Genomic DNA, 22,090 nt, shown 5'->3' with positions numbered 1-22,090 from the left:
TTGGCGGGCTAGTCAAGCGCGCGGCGGCAGCAGGGAGAAAGGATATGAACCAGATGACGCAAACGCGTTCGAGGATAAGGCTTTGCTCTGCGGACGATGTTGATTTCGACAGCGCCATCAGGGTCGAATCCGGCGATCTCGTGCTGGCCGTTTTCAACGTCAATGGGACGTTCTACGTGACAGACGATGCCTGCACCCACGGCCCGGGCTCGCTGTCGGAAGGATATATCGACGGCCATACGATCGAATGCGATTTCCACAATGGTGCATTCGATCTTCGCACCGGAGAGGTCGTCGCTCCGCCCTGCATGGTACCCGTGCGAACCTACAAAGTGGTCGTGGAGAACGACGACGTGATGATCGAGGTGTAAGCCAGATGTGATGTTGCGGGCGCACAAAATTCGTATAATGTGGGATTTTTATTAGCACAATGACGGGAGGAATGATGGATACTCAGGCGCGGACGACAGATGAGGACCCCCGGAAGGCCGGGACGGCGCTTCCATCGGAAACATCCTTGCGAGCGGAAATCGCAATGGCCACGCGGCTCCTGAACAGCCTGAAAATACTTGAATACAGCGGCCATGTCAGCGCCCTCCTGCCCGGAAACGAGACCTTGCTTGTGCAGCCCCAGGAGAAAAGCCGCGCCGAAGTATCACCCGAAGATCTTCTGGTCTGCGATATGGACGGCAAGGTTGTAGCGGGTCCGAAAGGCGTCAAACCTCCTTCAGAAGTTTTCCTCCATTGTGAGATTTATCGTGCACGACCGGATGTGAAATCGATCGCGCATTTCCACAATGATGCAACCAATGTCTTCACGCTTGTCGAAGATATGCAGCTCCTGCCCTTCAAGAATCACGCAATACGCTGGCGGAGCGGCATTCCCGTTCACGCAGACCCGGCCCACGTCAGCAATAGTGAACAGGGCCGCAGTGTCGCCGCCACGCTCGGCGCCCACCATGCGATGCAGATACGTGCCCATGGCCAGATCGTGACCGCAGAAACGGTGCGCGCGGCATTCATCGATTCGCTCCATCTCGTGGAGAACGCGGAAGCGGCCTACCGCGCTGCCGCCATCGGCAAAGTGAAGCCGTTGACGGAGGCCGAGCTTGATTCATTTGCACACAGTTTTCGCCGCGATCATCACATTCGCAAGCTCTGGAGCTACTACGTTCGCGGCGCGTTGCGTGAGGGATTGTTCCCCGAGAGCTGGAGCGAACAGAAGTAGAAAAAGCCGGCGGAACTAACGGCCCGGACAAAACCGGAAAGATGGTCTTTCCGAAATCAGGCTACCGCCGCTGCGAACGGCTGGTAGGCTCATACACAAAGTATTACGTCCCGCAAGCGCTTTCAGGTCGCGGCGGAATGCATCGACAGGAGGAATCAATGCACCAGGATCCATTAGGCGGCGGCACCGGAACTCACTGGCACGAACCCGCTGGCACGAAGAAAGCCGGCTTCGGTGAGTTCAAGAAGCAGCCAACCCCCTATGACCAGTTCATGGTGGAAGAAGCCATCCCTGTCTTTCGCGACCTTGGCGTATCGAGTGTCAAGAACCTTCCCCTGAAACCGTGGAAGCGCACCGGCGGGCGCGGCACCTATATCCAGCTGCTCGGGACAGAAACCAAATGGGGTTGCCATCTGGTAGAGGTGCCAGCGGCGGGCGCGCTACATCCCGAAAAGCATATGTATGAGGAAATTTACATCGTCGTCGAAGGACGCGGCTCCACCGAGGTGTGGCTCGAGGGCGAGGGTCGCAAGCACGTCTTCGAATGGCAGGAAGGGTCGATGTTCTCGATACCGATGAACGCCATGCACCGGATCGTCAACGCAACCAACAGTCCGGCACTTCTGCTTGGCGGCACGACCGCGCCGAATGTTCTCAACCAGATCCAGAATGCCGATGCGGTCTTCAACAACCCATATGTCTTCCGCGATCGCTTTTCAGGAGCCGATGACTTTTACAAGTATCGCGAGGAAATCGAGCCGGATCCCGTTCGGGGCCTCGCCATGCGCCGGACCAACTTCATGCCCGACGCCGTCAATTGCGAACTGCCGCTCGACAACAGACGCTCGCCGGGTTACCGCCGCGTTGAGCCGTTCATGACCAATAATACCTTCTACTACTGGATTGGCCAGCACGAGAATGGCCGCTATTCCAAAGCCCACGCGCATACATCGGCCGCCATTCTGATCTGCCTGAAAGGCGAAGGCTACACCTATACCTGGCCCGAGGAATACGGCGTCAATCCGTGGAAGGATGGCCATGCCGACAAGATCAAGCGCCTCGACTACGGCCCCTTCGGGATGGTTTCTGCCGCCCCGGGCGGTGCGCGCTGGTATCATCAGCACTTCAGCGTATCCAAGGAACCTTTCCGCCTGATGGCCTGGTTTGGCCCGCATAATCCTGGCCGCGATCCCGGCGCTCCTGGTGAAAAGCACACCGACTATACCGCCATCGACGTCAATGAAGGCGGGACGGCTATCCCCTACTGGATGGAAGACCCCTATATCCGCGAGGAATACGAGGAGAAGCTGAACCGCAATGGCGTCGAAATCCGCATGAAGCCGGAGTGGTACGTCAAGCCGGATGACACGACGAAAAAAATGTCCACCGTCGTCTGACCAGCTAATTCAATGTCAGAGGAACCAGAGGAAGGCGGCCGGATATTCTTCTCCAATATCGGCCGCAGTATGGAACTCGAGGATGAGATACAGTTGACCAGTGTCGGTATCGACATTGGATCATCGACGTCTCACCTCGCCTTCTCACGCATCGTGCTGGAGCGGCTCGACACACGCTACATGGTTGTAGAGCGAACGCTGCTGCATCAATCCGATGTTTTGCTCACGCCCTACCGCAGCGATGATGCTATCGACGCCGAGGCCCTGGCATCGTTTTTCGAAGCCCAATATGAAGCCGCCGGCCTGAAGCCCGAGGATATCGACACGGGCGCGCTCATCCTCACCGGCGTTGCGGTCAGGCGCAGCAATGCGCGCGCCATCGGCGAGATCTTTTCGGCGCAGACCGGCAAATTTGTGGTCGTCAGTGCAGGAGACGGCCTGGAAACCACTCTGGCTGCGTTCGGGTCTGGCGCGGTCGCTCTTTCCGGCCGCACACGCCAGCGCGTGCTCAACGTCGATATCGGTGGAGGCACGTCAAAACTCGCACTGTGCGAAAACGGCGCCATTCGCCATATCAGCGCCATCGATATCGGCGCGCGCGTCGTCGCATTCGATTCCGACCGGCGGGTCACGCGGTTGGAAGAAGCCGGCAAATATTTTGCGAAACGAGCGGGCGTGCCGTTGGTACTCGGCGTGGTTATCACCCCCGGTGATGCCGAAAAACTTGCCGCGTCCATGGTCGACCACCTGTTCGAGGCTATGAAAGGTGGCGCAATGCGCAGCGAAACCGCTGGTCTCCATCGCCTGCCTGCCCTGCCCGAGGGACCGCCACCGGACATTGTCACGATTTCCGGCGGCGTTGCGGAATTTCTCTACACCGACACAAACGCAGAGTTCAGCGATCTCGGCCCCTTGTTGGCCCGGCAATTGCGCAAGCGGCTCGACGACTGGAGGCCGCGGCTCGAACGTCCCGAACAGGGTATCCGGGCGACCGTCGTCGGCGCTTCACAGTATACTGTACAGGTAAGCGGCAGTACGATCTTCGTCAGGCCTCTCGATGCCCTGCCCGTTCGCAATGTTCCCGTCATAAAGCCCGCATTCGCATTCGATGATGATATCGACGCCGAGCGTATTGGCGCCATGATCAAGGAAGCACTGGCACGGCTCGATTTGACCCGTGGCGACAGCCCCGTGGCCATTTGCTATGAATGGCAGGGATCGGCGAGCTACCGGCGCCTCGATGATTTCTGTCTGGGGATACGAGAGGGCTTGTCGCGGATCCTTGCCAAAGGTCACCCCCTGATCCTCGTTGGCGACAGCGATGTCGGGGGACTGGTCGGGATGCATTTCGTCAGTGCGGAAGGCGTCAATTCGATCATCTCGATCGACGGCATCAAGCTCGACGAGTTCGATTTCATCGATATCGGCGCTATGCTTGAAACCTCCGGCGCCGTGCCCGTCGTCATAAAGTCACTGGTATTTCCCAATATGGGTCTTGGCCAGAAGGGTCTCGAACCAGTCGAACAGGCGTGAGAAAAGGTTCACGCCGATACTTCGGCGTGCAGATTGTCATAGCCTTTGGCGCGATAGACGATAACGGAAACGATCCAGCTCAGGACGAATATTCCGACCACTGCATAACCGAAGTTAGCCAAATTATCGTTCAGCCCTCCAACGAACTGCCAGAACGATCCCTGAAGTCCGAGCTTGTCGCTGATCAGACCAAGCGCTTCCACCCCGCCGATAAAGACAGCGACGATGACGGACGCTCCGGTGATTGTCAGATTGTACCAAAGCTTGCGCATGGGATTGATCGACGCCCAACCATAGGCACCAGTCATCAGCACGCTGTCTGTCGTGTCCATGAGCGACATGCCCGCTGTGAAGAGCGCAGGAAACACGAGGATCGTCCAGAATGACATCCCCTGCGTCGCTTGCGCTGCCGAAATTCCGAGCAGGCCGATTTCCGTTGCGGTGTCGAATCCCAATCCGAACAGGAAGCCGATCGGATACATATGCCAGGACCGCGAAACCACGCGGAAAATCGGCCGGAAGATGCGAGCGATAAGTCCTCGTCCTGACAGCAGTGCGTCGAGGTCCTCGTCGACAATTTTCTCGCCGCGACGCGCGCGGCTGAAAGCTGACCAGATACCCCGCAGGATAAAAAGATTGGCCAGGCCGATAATGAGGAGGAAAATGGCCGACACGGATGTGCCGATGACACCACCGACATCATGGAACGATTCAAGATTGCTCTGCATCGCAGCGGCCGTCGCGGCGATGATCAGGGAAGCGATGACGACGATGCTGGAGTGCCCAAGGGAAAAAAAGAAACCGACGGAATAGGGCGTCTTGCCCTCCTGCATCAACTTGCGGACGACATTATCGATCGCGGCTATATGATCGGCGTCGAAAGCATGGCGCAGACCGAACATGTAAGCGAGAAGAGCAGTCCCCAGCAATGAAGGGCGATCTGAAAAGGCAATCCACGCCCATGCCCAGGCGCCGACATTGGCCGCAATCAGGACCACATAGGTCACGATGACCTTGGCCTTCAGTTGCGCCGGCTGATCGTCGAAAGGATTGGGGATCACATAAGCCTCCTCTGCTGGCCAGGTATCGCGTGTGCTGGTAAACATGCGCAGCGGGCCGTCGTGTCGGAAGCAACCATAGAAAATCGCAAAGTATGATGTCTACGCGAAAAAATCTTACTCGCCCGTTTAAAAAAACTTGGAGCCGAAGATGCAAAGAATAACGATTACCCTCGATGACGAACTGATGGAGGAACTCGACAGGGTGATCGCCGCAAAGGGCTATCAAAACCGCTCCGAGGCTATCCGCGATCTTGCCAGGGCCGGGATGAAGCTGACATCAATTGAAACAGGTGCGGCGACGCAGGTGATCGGTGTTCTAAGTTATGTCTTCGACCATGGGGCACGCGATCTTGCCCGCCGGTTGACCAATACCTTCCATGATCATCATTCTCTTGCGGTATCGAGCATGCATGTCCATCTCGATCATGACAACTGCCTCGAAATCGGTGTCCTCAAAGGACCGCCGGACGAGGTTCAGCATTTCGCCGAACACGTCATTTCAGAGCGTGCAGTGAGGTACGGACATCTGCACGTGGTGCCGGCAGGATAACCAAAAACAGCTTGCCTTGGAGCGACCAGTCAGCGCTTTCCGCCGGGTTGTTAAGTGCACGCACGCGCGTCAGGTTGACATCATCCTTCGCGATGCTAAGCTCCTCTTAAGAAGAACGTTGTTCTTTATAGAAGAACAACAAGGCAGCGTCGGGAGTGGCATCATGAAGAAACTTTTGCTGGGAGCAGCGCTCATTGCCTGCTTCTCGTTGAATGCGGCAAGTGCGATAGCGGCGGAACTCACCAAGGTGAAAATCGGTATCGTCAGCGCCAGCAGCGATATCGCTTTCTTCATCGCCGACAAGAAGGGTTACTTCCGCGAGGAAGGTATCGAGGTGGAATTCGTACCCTTCGATTCCGGGGCGAAGATGGTTGCTCCGCTGGGAGCTGGCCAACTCGACGTTGCCGGCGGCTCGGTATCGGCAGGATTGTATAATGCCGTGGCACGAGGGATCGGAATCAAGGTGGTGGCCGATAAGGGTTCGACGCCTCCGGGTTACGGCTATCAGCCACTTCTCGTCCGCAAGGATCTTGTGGAGAGCGGCAAGTACAAGTCTCTCGCCGATCTCAAGGGCATGAAGGTCGCGGGCAGTGCCACTGGCAGCGCATCGACATCGACCATGAATGAGGCGTTGAAGAAGGCCGGGCTTAAACCCAGCGATGTCGAGCGTGTATTCCTCTCATTTCCGCAGCACATCATAGCGCTGGAGAACAAGGCTGTAGATGCCGCTCTCACAACAGAACCTTCCGCAACAGAAGCTGTGCGCCGTGGTGTCGCCGTTCGTATCATGGGCGATGACGAGATTTACCCCAATCACCAGCTCGCGGTCGTTCTTTACTCGGCAGAGTTCATCGGGGAACAGTCCGATGCCGCAAAAGCATTCATGCGCGCCTATATCCGTGCGCTTCGCGACTACAATGATGCGCTTGCCAACGGCAAGCTGGCCGGCCCGGCCGCGGACGAAGTGATCTCGATACTGACCGAATATACGCCGATCAAGGATGCTTCCGTCTATCGCGCCATTGTCCCGCAAGGCATTGATCCAGACGGCAAGCTCAACACCGCCAGCCTTGAAAACGATCTCAAATACTTCCAGAGCGAAGGTCTCGTACCGGCAAGCGCAACTGTCGCCCAAATCCTCGACGCGTCGTTCGCCGACGCAGCCGTCAAGGAACTGGGTCCGTATCAAGCAAAAAAATAGTGCGGGTAGCTCAGACGCAATCTGGTATGGAACTGGCAGGATATGGATAGCTACACCCAACAGAAGCGCATGCTGGTCGATGCGATCCTTATGCTCGAACGCGCGGCAATCATCGATTTCAACGGCCATGCCAGTTGGCGTGTTCCTGGCGAAGATCGAATGCTGATCAATTCCGGTGCATCGGTCCGCTCGGCCCTCACTATCGACGATATCGTCATGACCGATTTCGACGGCAAGCCGGTCGATGGCGGCGCAGTCCCGCCTATGGAGTTTCATATACACTCGGAAATATACCGTCGCCGCGCGGACGTGGGTTCGGTCATCCACGCACACCCGCTGTGGTCAACGCTCTTCAGCATGACGGGCAATTCCGTTGAACCGGTGATCATGCAGGCAGCTGTGATCGGCGAGATCAAACAGTTTGGCGAGATCGCATCGATCAACACCAAGAAACTCGGTGAAGCGCTTGCCACAACGCTGGGCCCACATCGCATCGTAATGTTGAAATCGCATGGATCAGTGATTGCTGCTACCAGCATTCTCGAAGCATTCGTCCTTGCAGTGTATCTCGAGGAAAATGCACAAAGGCAGTATCTCGCCAAAAGTCTCGGCGCACCAACCATTCTGACGCCGGAGCAGATTGCCACGATCGCAGGCAATCTCTGGAAGCCCAACCTGTTGCAAAAGGTCTGGGACTATCACGCAGGCAAATTACGCTCTGCCTAATCTACGGGCCGGGCTTCTCGAACATATCTTTGATGTTCGTACCAAGCTTGCTGCTAGCGCCGATGATGGCAACCGCTATCAGAGCAACAATCAGTGCGTATTCAACGGCGCTTGCGCCGGTTTCATCCTTGAGGAAGCGCGCGAAGAGCTTTGTCATTGTTCGCCTCTCCTGTCCTAAGTCTGGCTGAATCGTCCTCCTCATTGGGTAAATTAGCAAAAGAGACTGTTGTTATTGGTTAATTTTTACTTTCGATAAATGGGTTAATTTAACTAAACCTTGCATCAATAACGATATATCGACCCGATCAGATGCGATTTCAAACTCTGCGGGTATTACCGAGCGGCCAACAGTCAAATATAGGTGCAAGTACAAGTACCTAATAATTTAACCGAATTTAATCAACTTGTGTAAAGCTAATTTAAGCAACAAATTCAGTCACTTTTCAGTAACCATCTAAATTAGGGAAACTGAAATTGCTGAAAATCTATGTTGATGACGGTTCAACGAAACCATGCACAACAACAGGATAGGCAATCAAATGAACACTCTCTTCGCACGTTTCCTTAAAGACGAATCCGGCGCAACTGCCATCGAATATGGCCTGATTGCCGCCCTTATCTCCGTCGGCATTATTGCCGGTGCAACTTCGCTTGGTGGCAGCATCAACTCCACGTTCAACAAGCTTGGCGTGAAGATGGACGGCGCTGCTCCGGCTGCTGAGTAATAATGCATTCTGGGGCTGTCTTAACCGGCAGCCCCAACTCATTCTAGAATCTGGTATCGAATTTGGCTTTTGCTGGCGACAGAGCTTAGTGCTGCAGCCAAACTCAGGCGATATCGCCTCTGCGTACCCTTGGATCACCCGACGTCTGCGCCGCGATCGGCAGTACTCAATAACATTCCCACCGTGCCGTAAGATCGGGCGAATAATCAGAAACTTGGGGTGCGAGCGTTGCCAAACACGAAACAAAACCAAATCCACGAAAGTATCGCGCTGTCTGCCGTTATCCCTTGCTACAATGAGGTGGATAGTGTCGACGAGCTTTATCGACGCGTAACCGCGGCGTGTCAGCAACAGGTTGGCCAATCCTACGAGATTGTCCTCGTCATCGATGGTGCCACAGACGGCACCCGCCATGCGATCTTCGATTTGGCAGCAAGAGACCCTCACCTCGTCGCCGTCGATCTTGCCCGCAATTATGGCCATCAAATTGCGCTCAGCGCAGGCCTGGATATTTGCCGTGGACAAAGAATTCTCATTCTCGATGCCGATCTGCAGGACCCCCCGGAACTCGTCGGCCAAATGATGGCGAAGATGGATGAGGGCTATGATGTCGTCTATGGCCAGCGATTGAAACGCGACGGAGAGAGCTGGTTCAAACTGGCCTCGGCAGCCATGTTCTATCGGTTGCTGCGCAAGATGGTCGACGTGGATATTGCTCCCGACACTGGCGATTTTCGCCTTATGAGCCGCCGAACCCTCGACCATCTGAATTCAATGCCGGAACGCTACCGCTTTATTCGCGGAATGGTCAGCTGGATTGGCTTGAGGCAAGTCGCGCTCCCCTACGAAAGGTCGCGGCGCTTTGCGGGCACCACGCACTACCCGTTCAAGAAAATGCTCTTGCTGGCGATGGACGCTATGACGAGCTTCTCCATCGCTCCGCTTCGCTTCGCGTCTCACCTTGGTTTGATCTTCGGGGTTTTTGGACTTTTCGCCCTCGGCTACACTTTCTGTTCCTGGATTGCCGGGAACGTTTTGCCTGGCTGGACCAGCCTGGCAGCCATCGTCCTCATACTTGGCAGCGTCCAGCTCCTGGTACTTGGGATCTTTGGTGAGTATCTCGGTCGGATGTACATGGAGACGAAGCGGCGTCCGCTTTACCTTGTCAATGAGATCGTCTCCTACGACGCAATTAGCGCGCGCCAGGATTTACCCATTCACCGGCTGCAGGAACGGGTGAAGGAGGTCGTCCATGCTCGAGGCTGAGTTTGACCAGTTCGCGTCCGAATACCACCGGCAACATGCGAACAGCATACGTCTGAGCGGTGAAACACCGGATTTCTTTGCCAAGTACAAGATTGACGATGTTGCTGCCGTACTCGCATCTGCGGGCGTGAAGCCGCGACGCATACTCGATTTCGGTGGCGGTGTGGGCAATTCGCTCAGCTATCTCAGGGCTGCGTTTCCTGAGAGCGAAATCGTCTTGCTCGATCCTTCCTCGCAATCCCTGGATATCGCCGAGAAGCGGTTTCCCGGGCAAGCACACTTCCAGCATTTCGATGGTAGAACGATCCCCTATGACAACGGGCAGTTCGACCTCGTATTTGTTGCCTGCGTCTTTCACCATATCCCCGGCGGTCTCCACGCGGGTCTCCTTCGGGAGATCAGCAGGGTTCTGACAAGGGGCGGACACTTTTTTCTGTTCGAGCACAATCCGTGGAACCCGCTCACCTTGCATGCAGTGCGCAATTGTCCGTTCGATGAAAACGCAGTTCTTATCAAGGCCAAGAATATACGCGCCGAGATTGCTGACGCTGGCCTGTCCAGATCCCGTATCGTTTATCGCATCTTTTTTCCGCGTTTATTGGCGAGGCTGCGGTCGCTCGAGCGTCATCTCGCCAAAATCCCGATCGGAGCGCAGTATTATGTCCACGCGGTCAAATCGTCCATTTGACTATTTGCAAATCGTGCGTTTCGCGTCCGTCGGCGTTCTGAATACAGCGTTCGGGTATACCGTAATTCTGTTCGTCCTTTGGCTTGGAACTGGCGACATCCTTTCAAACCTGATCGGCTATACAGCAGGTCTTGCCTTGAGCTTCGTCCTCAACCGCCAGTGGACGTTCGGCGCAACAAAAGATGTGCCGTCAAACGTCGTCGCAAGGTATGTCGGAACGTTTCTGGTGGCTTATGCGGTCAATCTTGGAATTGTCCTCGCGGCGCGTTCAACGGGACTGATGGATGGACCGATGATCCATCTACTGGGCATTTGTGCCTATACAATCCTTTTCTACCTGGGATCGGTCTATTTCGTGTTTGCAGAAAACACACCAGTTTCGATTAAGAATCGGCATGCAAATCAACCGACGAAGTGAGCCCTGATAGAATGGTTGACGATACCTACAGCACGCCAGCGCCAGCCGCTTCAGGCTTCTCGATCGCAGACGACCAGCGCGTCAGACTGCTGTTCTGTTTGGCTGTCGCAATTTTCAAAGCGGCAGCGCTGATTTGCGCCGCGGGCGGGCTTTTACAGGATCCTGATAATTGGTGGCACGTCCGGGTCGGTTTGGACATGCTGTCAAGCGGCACGTTTCCTACTGTCGACACCTATTCCTATACGTTTGCAGGCAGTCCCTGGATAGCAAAGGAATGGCTTGGACAGATATTGTTTGCGCTTGCCTATTCGCTGAATGGCTGGAATGGGGTCACACTATTGACCATTGCCATGATCACGCTAACGGTCTTCCTGCTAGCGTGGTATCTCAGCGCCTCGCTGAAACCGACGATAGCGTTCGGCCTGACGTTCGTCCTGTCGTTTCTCATCGATCCCATCCTGACCGCGCGTCCGCTCGTCTTCACGTTTCCCATCATCATCATCTGGACCGCAGAGCTTTTCCGTGCTGCGCGCAGGGAGCAAGCACCACCGCTATGGTTGCTACCGCTCGTATGCCTTTGGGCGAATCTTCACGCTACATTTACGTTCGGATTCATTATTGCGGCCTTCGCGGGTCTTGATTTTCTGGCGCGGACGCATCTGGCGAAGCCGGGTCTCCTTGGCAGATGGGTTGCCTTTGGAATGCTTTGCCCTCTCGTGACGTTGCTCAATCCTTACGGTTTCAAGGCCATCCTCGCGACCTTGACGGTTGCATACGGCAACGAGGCGGTGGCTTATATCGACGAATGGCAGCCCTTCAACGCCTCGGATTCTTACCTTATGGAAGGCTTCCTGCTTGCCTCCGTTTTTGGATTACTCGTATCAAGACTCCAAATTGGATGGGCGAAGGCGCTGTTCCTCCTGTTCAATTTGCATCTCCTCCTCACGCATCAGCGCTTTGCTTATCTGTTTGTGCTACTGATCCCGCTCGTTCTCGCAGCGGAAATCGGCGAACAGTTCTCTTCGGTCTCAGCCCGGAAATGGGCCAGAGGACACCTTGACCGCCTGGAGCAGTTCCTTGCCGGTCACTTTCACTCGATTTCAGCGGCTATCAGTGTATTGATCGTGTGTGCGGCTGCAATTTTCTCCTCGGTTTCAGGGGTAGAGCCAAGCCCGAAGACATCTGCGAAAGGTGCCCTCGCATTTGCGCAGCAGCACAATCTGTCCGGGAACGTCTTCAATTCCTACAATTTTGGCGGCACGCTGATTTTTCATGGAATCAAAACGTTCATCGATGGCCGAACCGACCAGCTCTTTCTGAATGGCTTCATGAAGAAAACCATGTCCGCGGGCAACAGCGGTGGTAGGCCGGTTCTGGAAGAACAGATGAAGACCTATGCAATCGGCTGGGCTTTGTTGACAACTGACGATAGTCGCATCCCTTTCCTCGACGAACTAATCGGTTGGCGACGTGCGTATTCTGATGAGAATGCTATTATCTTTGTTCGAGAACGATGAGCTTCGCGCGATGCACGCGAAACGTGAATATTCCCTAGACTAAGGAACATCTGGCCACTACCACCAGTGGTATAATATTCTCCCGTTGTTTTTTGAAAACGTTCATCCCAACGGCACCGTGCAACAAATCTCCGCAGATGTTACAACCGATACCCGCACTGGCCTCAGCCACTACACCGTACGCGTAGCGATCACACCCGACGAGGTCGCACGGCTTGGCGCAATCAAACTTGTACCGGGGATGCCCGTCGAAACCTTCATCAAGACTGGCGACAGGAGCGTCGCATCCTATTTCATCAAGCCAATAATAGATCAGGCAAAGCGTGCCTTCCGTGAGGGTTGACCAACGAGGCGTTGACGCACACTAGCGTTAGGACCCTAATGTATATGGCTGTTAAATGCCCTCGCCGTGGGTATGGCCTTCATGTGTCAGGGTAGCGATGAAGCGCTTGGTGCGCTCCCGTTTCGGGTTGGTGAAGATATCCCGCGAGGAACCCGTTTCAACGACCACTCCCGCATCCAGCACGATCACCTCATTGGCAATCCTGGACGCCAGTCGAAGATCGTGCGTCGCCATGACCATCGTCGTACCTTCACGCGCAAGTTGGGCAAGCACATCGACCACCTCGCCGGAAAGCTCAGGATCGAGTGCTGACGTCGGCTCATCGCATAGAAGAACTTTGGGAGAAGGGGCCAACGCCCGGGCGATTGCCACGCGTTGTTGCTGTCCGCCGGAGAGCGTGGATGGCCAGACCTCTGCCTTGTGCGCAAGCCCAACCTTCTCAAGAAGTGTCATTGCACGTTCCCTCGCTCTGTCTTTTGGCCATTTGAGGACTGTCGTCAGCCCTTCCGTAACGTTTTCGATAACCGTACGATGCGGAAACAGCTGGAAGTTCTGAAATACCATGCCGGTATGACGGCGCAGCAGTTGAATCTGCTTGATACCCATTCGGACACCGGGCCGAAACTCCAGCCGGTCGCCAGCGATTTCAACCGATCCAGATGTCGGTATCTCCAGAAGGTTTATGCAGCGCAGAAGCGTGCTCTTGCCACCGCCGGAAGGGCCGACAAGCGCCATGACCGAGCCTTCGGCCACGCTCAGGGAAACATTATCAAGCACTGTGTGGTCGCCAAACCGCTTCTCGATATTTTCTAGTTCGACCATTAGAGCCTCGGTTGATAATATTGGCGCAGTTCTGTTTCACGGATGGCGAGACAATCCACGCGAAAGGTGGCGAGGCCGATGTTCATCCATCGGATGAAGCTACCTGACAAAGTGGTTGGCCGCCAGCCGGAAACCCGAAGGGCCGGGTGAATTCAGGCCAAATCCTTCGGGCTTCGACATCGTCCGGTGGAAAGACATCGGTCTCGCCAAACCCCGTGACCTTGTCCACGAATTCCCTCCGGCAGAACGCGTCAATATTGTCACCCGAGGCTCTATGACCCTGCCTCCAGGAAGCCGCCATAGCGATTGAGGCGTATTTCAAGCCGCGCTTGCAGCGACGACAGAATGGAACTCAAAGCGAGATAAATCAGTGCCGCCTCCACATAGAGAATGAGCGGTTCATAGGTCGTAGCGACGATGCGTTGCGCCGCCTGAAACAATTCCGGCACGGTTATGGCCGCCGCAAGTGAAGTGTCTTTGACAAGGGAAATAAAGGTGTTCGATAGCGGTGGAACAGCCACTCTGGCCGCCTGTGGCAAAATAGTCCGCTGCATTGCCTGGCGCCAATTCATGCCGATCGAGTAAGCGGCCTCCCACTGGCCCTTTGGAACCGAAGATATGACGGCACGGAGAATTTCGGACGTATAGGCACCGATGTTCAATGTGAACCCGATGAGCGCGGCCGTGAAAGCGTCGAGCACGATGCCAACACTCGGGAGGCCATAGAATATCAGGAACAGTTGCACCAGCAGCGGCGTGCCGCGAATGATCCACACGTAGAACTTGACGATCGCCGCAAACGGCGTTGGCGCGAAGAGCCGAACAAGCGCAGCTATAAGACCGACAGTCAGGCCTAAGGCGAAAGACAAAAGTGTCAAGGGAATGGTGAAGATCAACCCCGCCCACAACAGCGACGGAAGCGATTCAAGCATCAGTGACAACCAATGTGTCAAAATCGTTCTCCCCAAACAAAGGCAGGGAGCGAGCCCCCTGCCCTCTTAGAGCGCAAATATTCAGGATCGTAAACGGTTGTTACTTCGAAACGTCCTGTCCGAAATACTTGTCGGCAATCTTCTGATACGTGCCGTCCGCCTTGATGGTCTCGAGTGCCTTGTTGATGGCAGCGAGCAGATCCGGCTCACCCTTGCGGATGATGACGCCAGAATAATCCGCATTCTCCTGCTCGGCGGCAATCTTCACCTTGGCGTCAGGCTTATGTTTCTTGAAATCGAGGAACGACAGGCTGTCATTGATCGTCGAGTCGGCACGGCCATTGAGGACCAACTGGATCGACTGGTCGAAACCGTCTGTTCCAACCAGCTCTGCACCGGCTTCCTGGGCGATCTTGCCGAAATTGCTGGAGAGCGATTGCGCAGACTTCTTGCCCTTGAGATCAGCAAAACCCTTGATCTCCTCATTGTCGCTCCTGACGATCAAAACGGCCTTTGAAGCGATATAAGGCTCGGAGAAATCATACTTTGCCTTCCGCGCCTCGGTAATGCCGACCTGATTGATGACCGTGTCATAGCGGTTGGCGTCGAGACCGGCGATCAGGCCATCCCACTTGCCCTCGAGAAACTCGGGTTTAACGCCAAGATTCTTGGCAATCGCCTCGCCGATCTCCACGTCGAAGCCGACGAGTTTGCCCGAGGCATTATGATAGGTGAACGGCGCATAGGTGCCTTCCGTGCCGATCTTGAGAACGCCCGCCGCCTTGATCTCCTCAAGATTGGACGCGGCTTGTGCCTGGGCAGGCACGATTGCGAGGGCACTAACGACGAGAAGTGATTTCAACCAGTTCATTATGTTTCCATCCGTTTGTAATTTGCTTTGGGCGTGACCGAAAAGTGTCACTTTGCCCTGGCGCTGTATAGGCATTCGACGCCGCCGCCAGGCGCAGACCGGCAAAATTAATACCAGATTTCGCTATAATGTGGGAATTCTGTTCCATCCCAGGCTGCTAATAATTATCCGGATTGGTCTATGCGATCCGCAAGCCGGTCACGCCCTGGAAGAGATGCACGTCTGCCGCCTTGATACCAAGCCCAATCGCGTCCCCAGGGCCACGATCCGTGCGACCCATGGCGAAGATGCAGACCTGCTGGTCGGCGAGTTTGGTATAAAACTGCGTCGAGAGCCCTAGCGGCTCTATCACACCGATCTTTGCCTTCAGCCCCTCGCCGCCGACCTCGATATTTTCCGGGCGTATACCAACGGTCACCCGGTCGCCATCCTCCACCTTGAGTTCAGGGCGCAAGGCAATCATCTGGCCGTCGGTGAGTTCTGCAGCAACCCTCTTTCCCTCACGGCTGACAACGGCCGGAAGGAAGTTCATACCCGGCGAACCGATGAACCCTGCCACAAACAGGTTAGCCGGATGATCATACAGTTCGAGTGGCGTTCCAACCTGCTGGATGACGCCGTCATGCATGACAACGATGCGATCGGCCATCGTCATGGCCTCCACCTGATCGTGCGTGACGTAGACCGATGTAGTCTTCAATTGCTGATGCAAAGCCTTTATTTCTGTCCGCATATGGACGCGGAGCTTGGCATCGAGGTTTGACAGGGGCTCGTCGAACAGGAACACCTTCGGATCGCGTACGATGGCACGGCCCATGGCGACGCGCTGACGTTGGCCGCCGGAAAGCTGACGCGGAAGACGCTGCAGCAATACGTCAAGTCCGAGGCGCTTGGCTGCACTGCCGACGCGGTTCATAACGAGTTCCTTTGCCGTCTTGCGCAGCAGCAGGCTGAAGCCCATGTTCGACGCCACATCCATATGCGGGTAAAGCGCATAGGACTGGAACACCATGGCGATATCACGATCCTTCGGCGCCACGTCATTGACGATACGTTCGCCAATTTTGATCTCACCAGCCGAAATTTCCTCAAGCCCGGCGATCATCCGCAAAAGCGTGGACTTGCCACAACCGGAAGGTCCGACGAGAACAACGAACTCGCCGTCGGCGATCGAGAGATCCACTGCCGACAGCACATTCATGGCGCCATAGTTTTTCTGGACATTGGAGATTGTGACGGAAGCCATCGATTTGTTATCCCTTGACTGCGCCAGCGGTCAGACCGGTGACGAGATATCGTTGCAGGAAGGCGAAGAACAGGCATGCGGGGATGAGTGCCAGCACTGAAGCCGCCATCATCTGACCCCAGTCGACTGCAAATTTGCCGATGAAGGTCAAAAGCCCGACGGCGAAGGTTTTCTGGCTGTCGCTGCTGATAAGCATCAATGCGAACAAAAGCTCACTCCACGCGGCAGTGAAGACGAAACCGAGCGTCGCGCCCATACCCGGCAATGTCAGCGGGATGATGACCTTGCGCAGCGCCTGTGAACGGCTGCAGCCATCGATCATCGCCGCTTCCTCCAGATCCTTTGGAATGCCGTCGAAGAATGACTGCATCAGGAAGGTCGCAAAGGCGATGTTGAAGGCGACGTAGATGATGATGAGGCCCGTCAGGCTGTTGGTAAGCCCAAGCTGACCCATGATGCGATAGATTGGCGGGATCACCATGACCAACGGAAAGGTCTGGGTCAGAAGCAGCGTTACCGCAACGGTGGTTTTGCCCCGAAAGGAAAAACGGGACATGGCATAGCCGGCGGCCGAAGCGACCACTGTGACAAGGACAGCCGTAATCACCGAAACGATCACGCTGTTCATGAAATAACGCGGGAAATCCGTGGCGCGCAGCACCGTCTTGTAGTTCTCCCACGTCGAGATGGAAGGCCACAAGGTGATGCCCTCCGAATAGAGCAATGACTGCGGCGTCACCGAAATCTTCAGCGTCCAGAACAGTGGAAACAGTGCGAAAATGACATAGGCACCAACCGCGGTGTAGAGTCCGATGCCACCGAGAATACGGGCGTTGCGTGAGCGTCCTGCGATCATGACGCCCTCACAAGTGACTTGCGGATGCGGATCAAAACAATGGCATATAATATGAGGAGCGCCAGCAACAGCACCGCAACGGCGGAGGCATAGCCCTTGTCGAGCGTCTTGAATGCGCTGACATAGATATAGGTGGCGACTGTGTTGGTCGCGCCGGCGGGACCGCCCTCGGTCATCACGTAGATCAGATCGGCGAAGGTCGCGATCCAGATCGTCCGAAGCATCACGGTGATCGCGATGGTCGGCGCGAGGAATGGCAGCGTCACCTTGGTGAAGCGTTGCCAGGGATTGGCGCCGTCGATCGCCGCTGCCTCATGCAGTTCTCCCGGGATGGATTTCAATGCAGCCAGAAGCGTGATCGCGAAGAATGGCACGCCGAACCAGACGTTGGCGATGATCGGTCCCCACATGGCGGTGGCGGGATTGGAGAGAATGTTGGTTGGGGCAGACTGGATACCAAGCGCATAGAGCCAGTGCGGCAAGGGTCCGACGATCGGGTTGAACAGCCATGCCCATGTCAGGCCCGAAAGAAAGGACGGCACGGCCCAAGGGAGAAAGACGATTGCCTGCACGATTTTCTTGCCTGCGAAGTTCCTGTCGAGAAGCAGGGCAAGTCCGAGACCAAGAAAGAACTGAAAAAAAAGGCTGGCGACCGTCCACCACAGGGTATTCATCAGCGCCTGCCCGAGATTGGGATCGTGCAGCAAGGCCTGATATTGCGCGAGGCCGACATATTCGGATTTGAAGGCCGAAAATTTGCGGAAGGAATAGCTGATGCCGAAGATCAGCGGCACCACCAGCACCAGCATGAGCAAAACCATGGCAGGACTCAAATAAAGCCATGGTTCGAAGGCCGTGGCAAAGCTGCGCTTGCCAGTCTTCTCCCTGTCGTGCGGCAGGCCCGCCGTCGTCGATTGCATCACCATGTCTATCGGCCCCTCATTAGTCGGCTCCTCTTACGCCGTGCGCAAAAAGAATATGCTCCGGCACGTAAGCACCGGAGCATCCTTGCAATGTTTGTTATTTCTTGTTCTTGGCCATCCAGGCCTGCTGCTGTTCGGTGAGGAACGCAGCCCACTCGTCGGCGACGGCCTTCGGCGTCTTCTGGCCGAGCAGCACTTCCTGGAAATTCTTGACTGAAACGGAGTCGTAGAAGTTGCCGAGGTTTTCGAGATAAGTCGGAGGCGTGACGAACTCGAATGTCTTCGGGTCATTCATTTCCTCGAACCAGCCCTTGAAGCTGTCAGCGCCAAAATATGGATCCTTGTCAGCGCCGTTGTGGATAGGGATGACACCGACATTCTTGGCGAATTCGAGATTGTCCTCCGGTGACAACAATGTGCCCATTAGCTTGAAGGCATCGTCCTTGACCTTCGAATTGGCAAACATCGCCCAGCCGGCATAGCCCAGCGTCGGATAGGACTTGCCGTTCGGCCCGGTCGGCAGCGGCGCGACCCCGAAATCTTCCGCTTTCATTTTCTCGGCGATGCCAATCAGCGCATCCGGATCCTGATCGAGCATGGCGCAGGTCCCGGAATAGAAGCCGGTCACGACCTCGTTGAAACCCCAGCTGACGCTGTCCTTCGGTGCATAACCGTTCTTGTAGATATCGGCCAGCATCTCTAGGCCCTTGATGGCACCTGGCTCGTTCAAGGTAGCGGTGCCGTCTGCATTGAAGTAGCCGCCCTTGCCATTGGCAATGTTCATGAACATCTGCACGCCGTTAAAGCCGCCAGGACCGCCGCGCAGGCAATAACCATACTTGCCCTGGATCGCCGAAATCTTCTTGTTGGCTTCCATGAACTCGTCGAGCGTCTTTGGCGCTTCTTTCAGGCCGGCTTCGGCGAAGAGCTTCTTGTTCCAGAACATGGCACGGATGTAGTAGCCATACGGGATCATGTATTGCTTGTTGTCGACCACGGAGCCGAACTGCTTGGCCCGGTCGCCGAGCGTGCCTGCATCCTTCCACTTGGCCATGTATGGCCCGAGATCTTCGAGCTGGCCATTGGTCGCATAAAGACCCATCCAGCGCTCCGGCATCTCGACGATGTCCGGCGTATCGCCCGCCTGAACCATCGTCAGGAATTTTTCGAAGGCCTGCCCCCAAGGCAGCGAGACAAGCTCGACCTTGGTACCGGGATTAGCCTGTTCGAAACTGGCGATCTGTTTCTTGAGCAGTTCCGTGCGCGGCGGGCTGGTGATCACCTCCACCATCTTGATCGTCGTATCGGCGAAAGCCGCCGAAACGGTCATCGACAGGGCTGCAATAGCGCCCGCCAGAAATGTTCCCATTCGTTTTTGCATTATAAAGCTCCCATTTTTAAGTTCAGCGTTTGGCTTTTGTCAGTGCGTTCACGAGGTCCGCCCAAAGCTCCTCTACACTTTCGAGTCCCACGTGAAGGCGGATCGTCCGGGGGCTGACACCGAAGCGCCCGATCGAATTTGCATCCGGCGTTTGCTGCAGCGAGGCAAGCGCCGGAACGACGAGACTTTCGTGGCCGCCCCAGCTGACGCCGATGCGGAACAGCTTCAGCGCATCGACAAAGGTCGGCACGTCGATGTCCTCCGTAACCTCGAAGGAAAACAGGCCGGAGTAGCCCGTGAGCGTCGCCTTGCCCGGATGATTGGAATAGACCGGATGCATCACGCGCTCGACATCGCCATGCGCCTTGAGGCGTTCGGCTATGGTGAGGCCGCTCTTCATGTGATGCGGCAACCGGAGGGTCAGCGTGCGCAGACCGCGCAGCAGCAGCCATGCCTCGAACGGGGATAGCTTGGCGCCGAGATAAGAATATGTGCGGCCATTGATCCGTTCGATCATTTCGCGCGATCCGGCCACCACACCGGCAACAGTGTCACTGTGCCCACCAAGATATTTCGAAGCAGAATGCATGACCAGATCGATGCCGTGGGCAATCGGCTGCTGGAACAGCGGCGTCGCCCAGGAATTGTCAATCGTGGTTACAATGCCATGCTGCTTGGCGAGCTTCGCATAATGTGCGATGTCCTGCAGCTCGAACATCATCGAGCTCGGGCTTTCGAGATAGAGCATTTTTGCGCCCGGCAATGCCGCAGCCACTGCATCGGGATCGGATCCGTCCACATAGTCCACTTTGATGCCAAGATGCGGCAGAAGCCGTTCGAACAAACGATAAGCATCGCCATAGCAATTGCGCACCGCAACAATGCGATCGCCCGCGCCGACAAAGGCCAGCACCATGGCGCTAATCGCACCCATGCCGCTCGAAAAGGCACGAGCGGCTTCCGCCCCTTCAAGCGCAGCAATCTTGGCCTCGAACTCCATGACCGTCGGATTATCGCCGCGTGAATACATCGGCTGGCGCTTGCGTCCCGCGAATGCATCCGCCATCGCTGCATAATTGTCGAAGGTGAAAAGCGACGTCTGATAGATCGGGGGGACGACGGAACCTCCCGGGAAAGGCTCGTCATGAGCAAGCAATGTTGCAGCTTGCGCCATCATGTCCTGATCGTGAAAATACGGGTTGTCGCTCATGCTTGGCTCTTCTTGTTCTGCTTTTTCAGGTTTGCCGCCCCGCGCTTGAGGTCATCCTCGACGGTGGCAATCAGCTTCAATGCCTCGCCGCGTGCGGCAATCGGGTCGCGCGCCGCGATCGCATTGAAAAGGGTCCGATGGTACGGAAAGCTGGCGTGGCCAAAATCCCGCACCCCCAGCGGATGCTCCCAGAACCGGTGGAACATCTCGTACATTGCCGCGATGATCTGTTCGAACAGCGGATTGCCCGAGGTGCGAAACACAGCAAGATGAAAGTCCCAATCTTCATCAGCAGACATGCCATGGCGTGCATGGAACGCCTCTTCCATGACGATCAGCTTCTGCTCGATCAGGGCAATATCGGCATCGGTAGCGCGCTCCGCACACAGAACGGCGGCTTCCGCCTCGAGACCGCGGCGAATTTCCAGTGTGTGCATGAGACTGTTGAAATCGTTGCCCGAGGGCAGCGTCAGCGGCATATGCAGCATGTTGCGGGTAACGGCAGCCTTCAGATAGGTGCCGCTGCCCTGGCGTCTCTCGACAAGGCCGAGTTCCTGCCAGCGGGTCAGCGCCTCACGCACGGTCGTACGGCTGACTCTCAGGTGTTCTGCAAGCACACGCTCGGTTGGTAATCGGTCTCCCGGCTTCAAGCCCTCTCCCGTCACGAAATCCACCAGCGCGTGCAACACCGCGTCATCGCGGGATGCGGTGTGAACCGGGGAAAGGATCGGACTGATCAACGAAGCACCACCTGAATTGGTTGGACCATTGTGCCAATTCAGCATGGATGAAGTCGCGAGTCAAATGCTACCAGGCGTCTTTTCCAAAATCACTCTGATTGCAGCACCCCAGAGATCCGTCCGGCAATTTCTTCCCCGCATTGCCGGGATCCTTATCGCCGTAAAATGGTCTCACGCCATTCGGCACGGACGTCACGCATGCCGCCTCTTATCAAGTTCAATTGCCTCGGCTCGTGTCAGCCCGATATCCTGAAGCAGGCGATCGCTCAGCTTTGTCAGCGGATCACCCGTCGGTTCGGCGTGTAGGCCAAAAGCAAAGACCTTGCGAATACGGCCCAACAGACGCTCTAGAAGATCAGGTGGCGTGCCAACATCCCCGCCAGAAAAGCTCCGGCCTTGACGGTAGCGATTGATTTCTAGTAGACCAGTCGTCTCTGAATACGCCATAATATAAGC

The 22,090-nt window shown here is 55.9% G+C and carries 24 protein-coding genes and 1 pseudogene; 13 read left to right on the top strand and 12 right to left on the bottom strand.

Annotation, left to right across the window (positions count from 1 at the left end; all coding sequences use genetic code 11):
• Positions 1-44: 44 nt before the first annotated feature.
• The 4 genes from N8E88_RS06760 to N8E88_RS06745 all read left to right on the top strand — a co-directional run bounded on the left by N8E88_RS06760 (position 45) and on the right by N8E88_RS06745 (position 4,158).
• Positions 45-371 (top strand): non-heme iron oxygenase ferredoxin subunit, encoded by a 327-nt coding sequence (locus N8E88_RS06760; RefSeq protein WP_210283544.1) that lies wholly within the window; start codon positions 45-47, stop codon positions 369-371.
• 164 nt (positions 372-535) lie between these two features.
• Positions 536-1,228 (top strand): class II aldolase/adducin family protein, encoded by a 693-nt coding sequence (locus N8E88_RS06755; protein WP_262291221.1) that lies wholly within the window; start codon positions 536-538, stop codon positions 1,226-1,228.
• Between the two features lie 158 nt (positions 1,229-1,386).
• Entirely contained in the window at positions 1,387-2,625 is a 1,239-nt protein-coding gene (locus N8E88_RS06750; RefSeq protein WP_262291220.1) for a cupin domain-containing protein, read from the top strand.
• A 12-nt stretch (positions 2,626-2,637) separates the two neighbouring features.
• Positions 2,638-4,158: an ethanolamine ammonia-lyase reactivating factor EutA gene (locus tag N8E88_RS06745; protein WP_262291219.1), complete on the top strand. Its 1,521-nt coding sequence runs from the start codon at positions 2,638-2,640 to the stop codon at positions 4,156-4,158.
• 8 nt (positions 4,159-4,166) lie between these two features.
• On the opposite strand, the gene N8E88_RS06740 is transcribed toward N8E88_RS06745, so the two are convergent.
• The gene (locus N8E88_RS06740; protein ID WP_262291218.1) at positions 4,167-5,219 is read right to left on the bottom strand and encodes a HoxN/HupN/NixA family nickel/cobalt transporter; all 1,053 of its coding nucleotides are present in this window, start codon (positions 5,217-5,219) and stop codon (positions 4,167-4,169) included.
• Between the two features lie 148 nt (positions 5,220-5,367).
• On the opposite strand from N8E88_RS06740, the gene nikR reads away from it, so the two are divergent.
• The 3 genes from nikR to N8E88_RS06725 all read left to right on the top strand — a co-directional run bounded on the left by nikR (position 5,368) and on the right by N8E88_RS06725 (position 7,696).
• Complete coding sequence (gene nikR, locus N8E88_RS06735; RefSeq protein ID WP_262291217.1) at positions 5,368-5,769, top strand: nickel-responsive transcriptional regulator NikR; 402 nt, start codon at positions 5,368-5,370, stop codon at positions 5,767-5,769.
• A 163-nt stretch (positions 5,770-5,932) separates the two neighbouring features.
• A complete protein-coding gene (locus N8E88_RS06730; protein ID WP_262291216.1) occupies positions 5,933-6,970 on the top strand; it encodes an ABC transporter substrate-binding protein in 1,038 nt (345 codons plus the stop codon).
• 42 nt (positions 6,971-7,012) lie between these two features.
• On the top strand, positions 7,013-7,696 hold the full coding sequence (locus N8E88_RS06725; protein ID WP_262291215.1) for a class II aldolase/adducin family protein: 684 nt from the start codon (positions 7,013-7,015) through the stop codon (positions 7,694-7,696).
• Position 7,697: 1 nt separating this feature from the next.
• Here the strand turns inward: N8E88_RS06725 and N8E88_RS06720 are convergent, their stop codons facing one another.
• Positions 7,698-7,853 carry a Flp family type IVb pilin gene (locus tag N8E88_RS06720; protein WP_262291214.1) on the bottom strand — a complete coding sequence of 52 codons (156 nt, stop codon included), beginning with the start codon at positions 7,851-7,853 and terminating at the stop codon, positions 7,698-7,700.
• Between the two features lie 382 nt (positions 7,854-8,235).
• On the opposite strand from N8E88_RS06720, the gene N8E88_RS06715 reads away from it, so the two are divergent.
• The 6 genes and pseudogenes from N8E88_RS06715 to N8E88_RS06690 all read left to right on the top strand — a co-directional run.
• The gene (locus tag N8E88_RS06715; RefSeq protein ID WP_262291213.1) at positions 8,236-8,421 is read left to right on the top strand and encodes a Flp family type IVb pilin; all 186 of its coding nucleotides are present in this window, start codon (positions 8,236-8,238) and stop codon (positions 8,419-8,421) included.
• A gap of 228 nt (positions 8,422-8,649) precedes the next feature.
• Positions 8,650-9,687, top strand: a complete 1,038-nt coding sequence (locus N8E88_RS06710) for a glycosyltransferase family 2 protein (RefSeq protein WP_262291212.1) — start codon at positions 8,650-8,652, stop codon at positions 9,685-9,687.
• Complete coding sequence (locus N8E88_RS06705; RefSeq protein ID WP_262291211.1) at positions 9,674-10,375, top strand: class I SAM-dependent methyltransferase; 702 nt, start codon at positions 9,674-9,676, stop codon at positions 10,373-10,375. The genes N8E88_RS06710 and N8E88_RS06705 overlap by 14 nt, the downstream gene beginning before the upstream one ends.
• Positions 10,347-10,793 carry a GtrA family protein gene (locus tag N8E88_RS06700; RefSeq protein WP_262291210.1) on the top strand — a complete coding sequence of 149 codons (447 nt, stop codon included), beginning with the start codon at positions 10,347-10,349 and terminating at the stop codon, positions 10,791-10,793. Before N8E88_RS06705 ends, N8E88_RS06700 begins: the two co-directional genes overlap by 29 nt.
• Before the next feature lie 11 nt (positions 10,794-10,804).
• Positions 10,805-12,310, top strand: a complete 1,506-nt coding sequence (locus tag N8E88_RS06695) for a hypothetical protein (protein ID WP_262291209.1) — start codon at positions 10,805-10,807, stop codon at positions 12,308-12,310.
• Positions 12,311-12,419: 109 nt separating this feature from the next.
• Positions 12,420-12,653, top strand: a pseudogene (locus N8E88_RS06690) (HlyD family type I secretion periplasmic adaptor subunit); the annotation flags it as partial.
• 51 nt (positions 12,654-12,704) lie between these two features.
• Here N8E88_RS06690 and N8E88_RS06685 read toward each other — a convergent pair.
• From N8E88_RS06685 to N8E88_RS06640, 10 genes are all read right to left on the bottom strand, one after another.
• Positions 12,705-13,475: an amino acid ABC transporter ATP-binding protein gene (locus N8E88_RS06685; RefSeq protein WP_262291208.1), complete on the bottom strand. Its 771-nt coding sequence runs from the start codon at positions 13,473-13,475 to the stop codon at positions 12,705-12,707.
• A gap of 272 nt (positions 13,476-13,747) precedes the next feature.
• Positions 13,748-14,428, bottom strand: coding sequence for an amino acid ABC transporter permease (locus tag N8E88_RS06680; protein WP_262291207.1), 681 nt, complete (start codon positions 14,426-14,428; stop codon positions 13,748-13,750).
• A 79-nt stretch (positions 14,429-14,507) separates the two neighbouring features.
• Positions 14,508-15,278: an amino acid ABC transporter substrate-binding protein gene (locus N8E88_RS06675; RefSeq protein WP_262291206.1), complete on the bottom strand. Its 771-nt coding sequence runs from the start codon at positions 15,276-15,278 to the stop codon at positions 14,508-14,510.
• A 178-nt stretch (positions 15,279-15,456) separates the two neighbouring features.
• Positions 15,457-16,524, bottom strand: coding sequence for an ABC transporter ATP-binding protein (locus tag N8E88_RS06670; RefSeq protein ID WP_262291205.1), 1,068 nt, complete (start codon positions 16,522-16,524; stop codon positions 15,457-15,459).
• A 7-nt stretch (positions 16,525-16,531) separates the two neighbouring features.
• Positions 16,532-17,380 (bottom strand): carbohydrate ABC transporter permease, encoded by an 849-nt coding sequence (locus N8E88_RS06665; RefSeq protein WP_262291204.1) that lies wholly within the window; start codon positions 17,378-17,380, stop codon positions 16,532-16,534.
• Complete coding sequence (locus N8E88_RS06660; protein WP_262291598.1) at positions 17,377-18,201, bottom strand: carbohydrate ABC transporter permease; 825 nt, start codon at positions 18,199-18,201, stop codon at positions 17,377-17,379. Before N8E88_RS06660 ends, N8E88_RS06665 begins: the two co-directional genes overlap by 4 nt.
• A gap of 199 nt (positions 18,202-18,400) precedes the next feature.
• A complete protein-coding gene (locus N8E88_RS06655; RefSeq protein WP_262291597.1) occupies positions 18,401-19,672 on the bottom strand; it encodes an ABC transporter substrate-binding protein in 1,272 nt (423 codons plus the stop codon).
• Between the two features lie 34 nt (positions 19,673-19,706).
• Positions 19,707-20,894 (bottom strand): PLP-dependent transferase, encoded by a 1,188-nt coding sequence (locus N8E88_RS06650; protein WP_262291203.1) that lies wholly within the window; start codon positions 20,892-20,894, stop codon positions 19,707-19,709.
• A complete protein-coding gene (locus N8E88_RS06645) occupies positions 20,891-21,679 on the bottom strand; it encodes a FadR/GntR family transcriptional regulator (protein ID WP_262291202.1) in 789 nt (262 codons plus the stop codon). The genes N8E88_RS06650 and N8E88_RS06645 overlap by 4 nt, the downstream gene beginning before the upstream one ends.
• Before the next feature lie 147 nt (positions 21,680-21,826).
• On the bottom strand, positions 21,827-22,081 hold the full coding sequence (locus tag N8E88_RS06640) for a YjiS-like domain-containing protein (RefSeq protein ID WP_262291201.1): 255 nt from the start codon (positions 22,079-22,081) through the stop codon (positions 21,827-21,829).
• Positions 22,082-22,090 lie beyond the last annotated feature (9 nt).

It is taken from the genome of Phyllobacterium zundukense, from assembly GCF_025452195.1.
Lineage (GTDB): Bacteria > Pseudomonadota > Alphaproteobacteria > Rhizobiales > Rhizobiaceae > Phyllobacterium > Phyllobacterium zundukense_A.
Note: the sequence above shows the minus strand (reverse complement) of the source record. Positions and strands in the feature narration are given on the sequence as shown.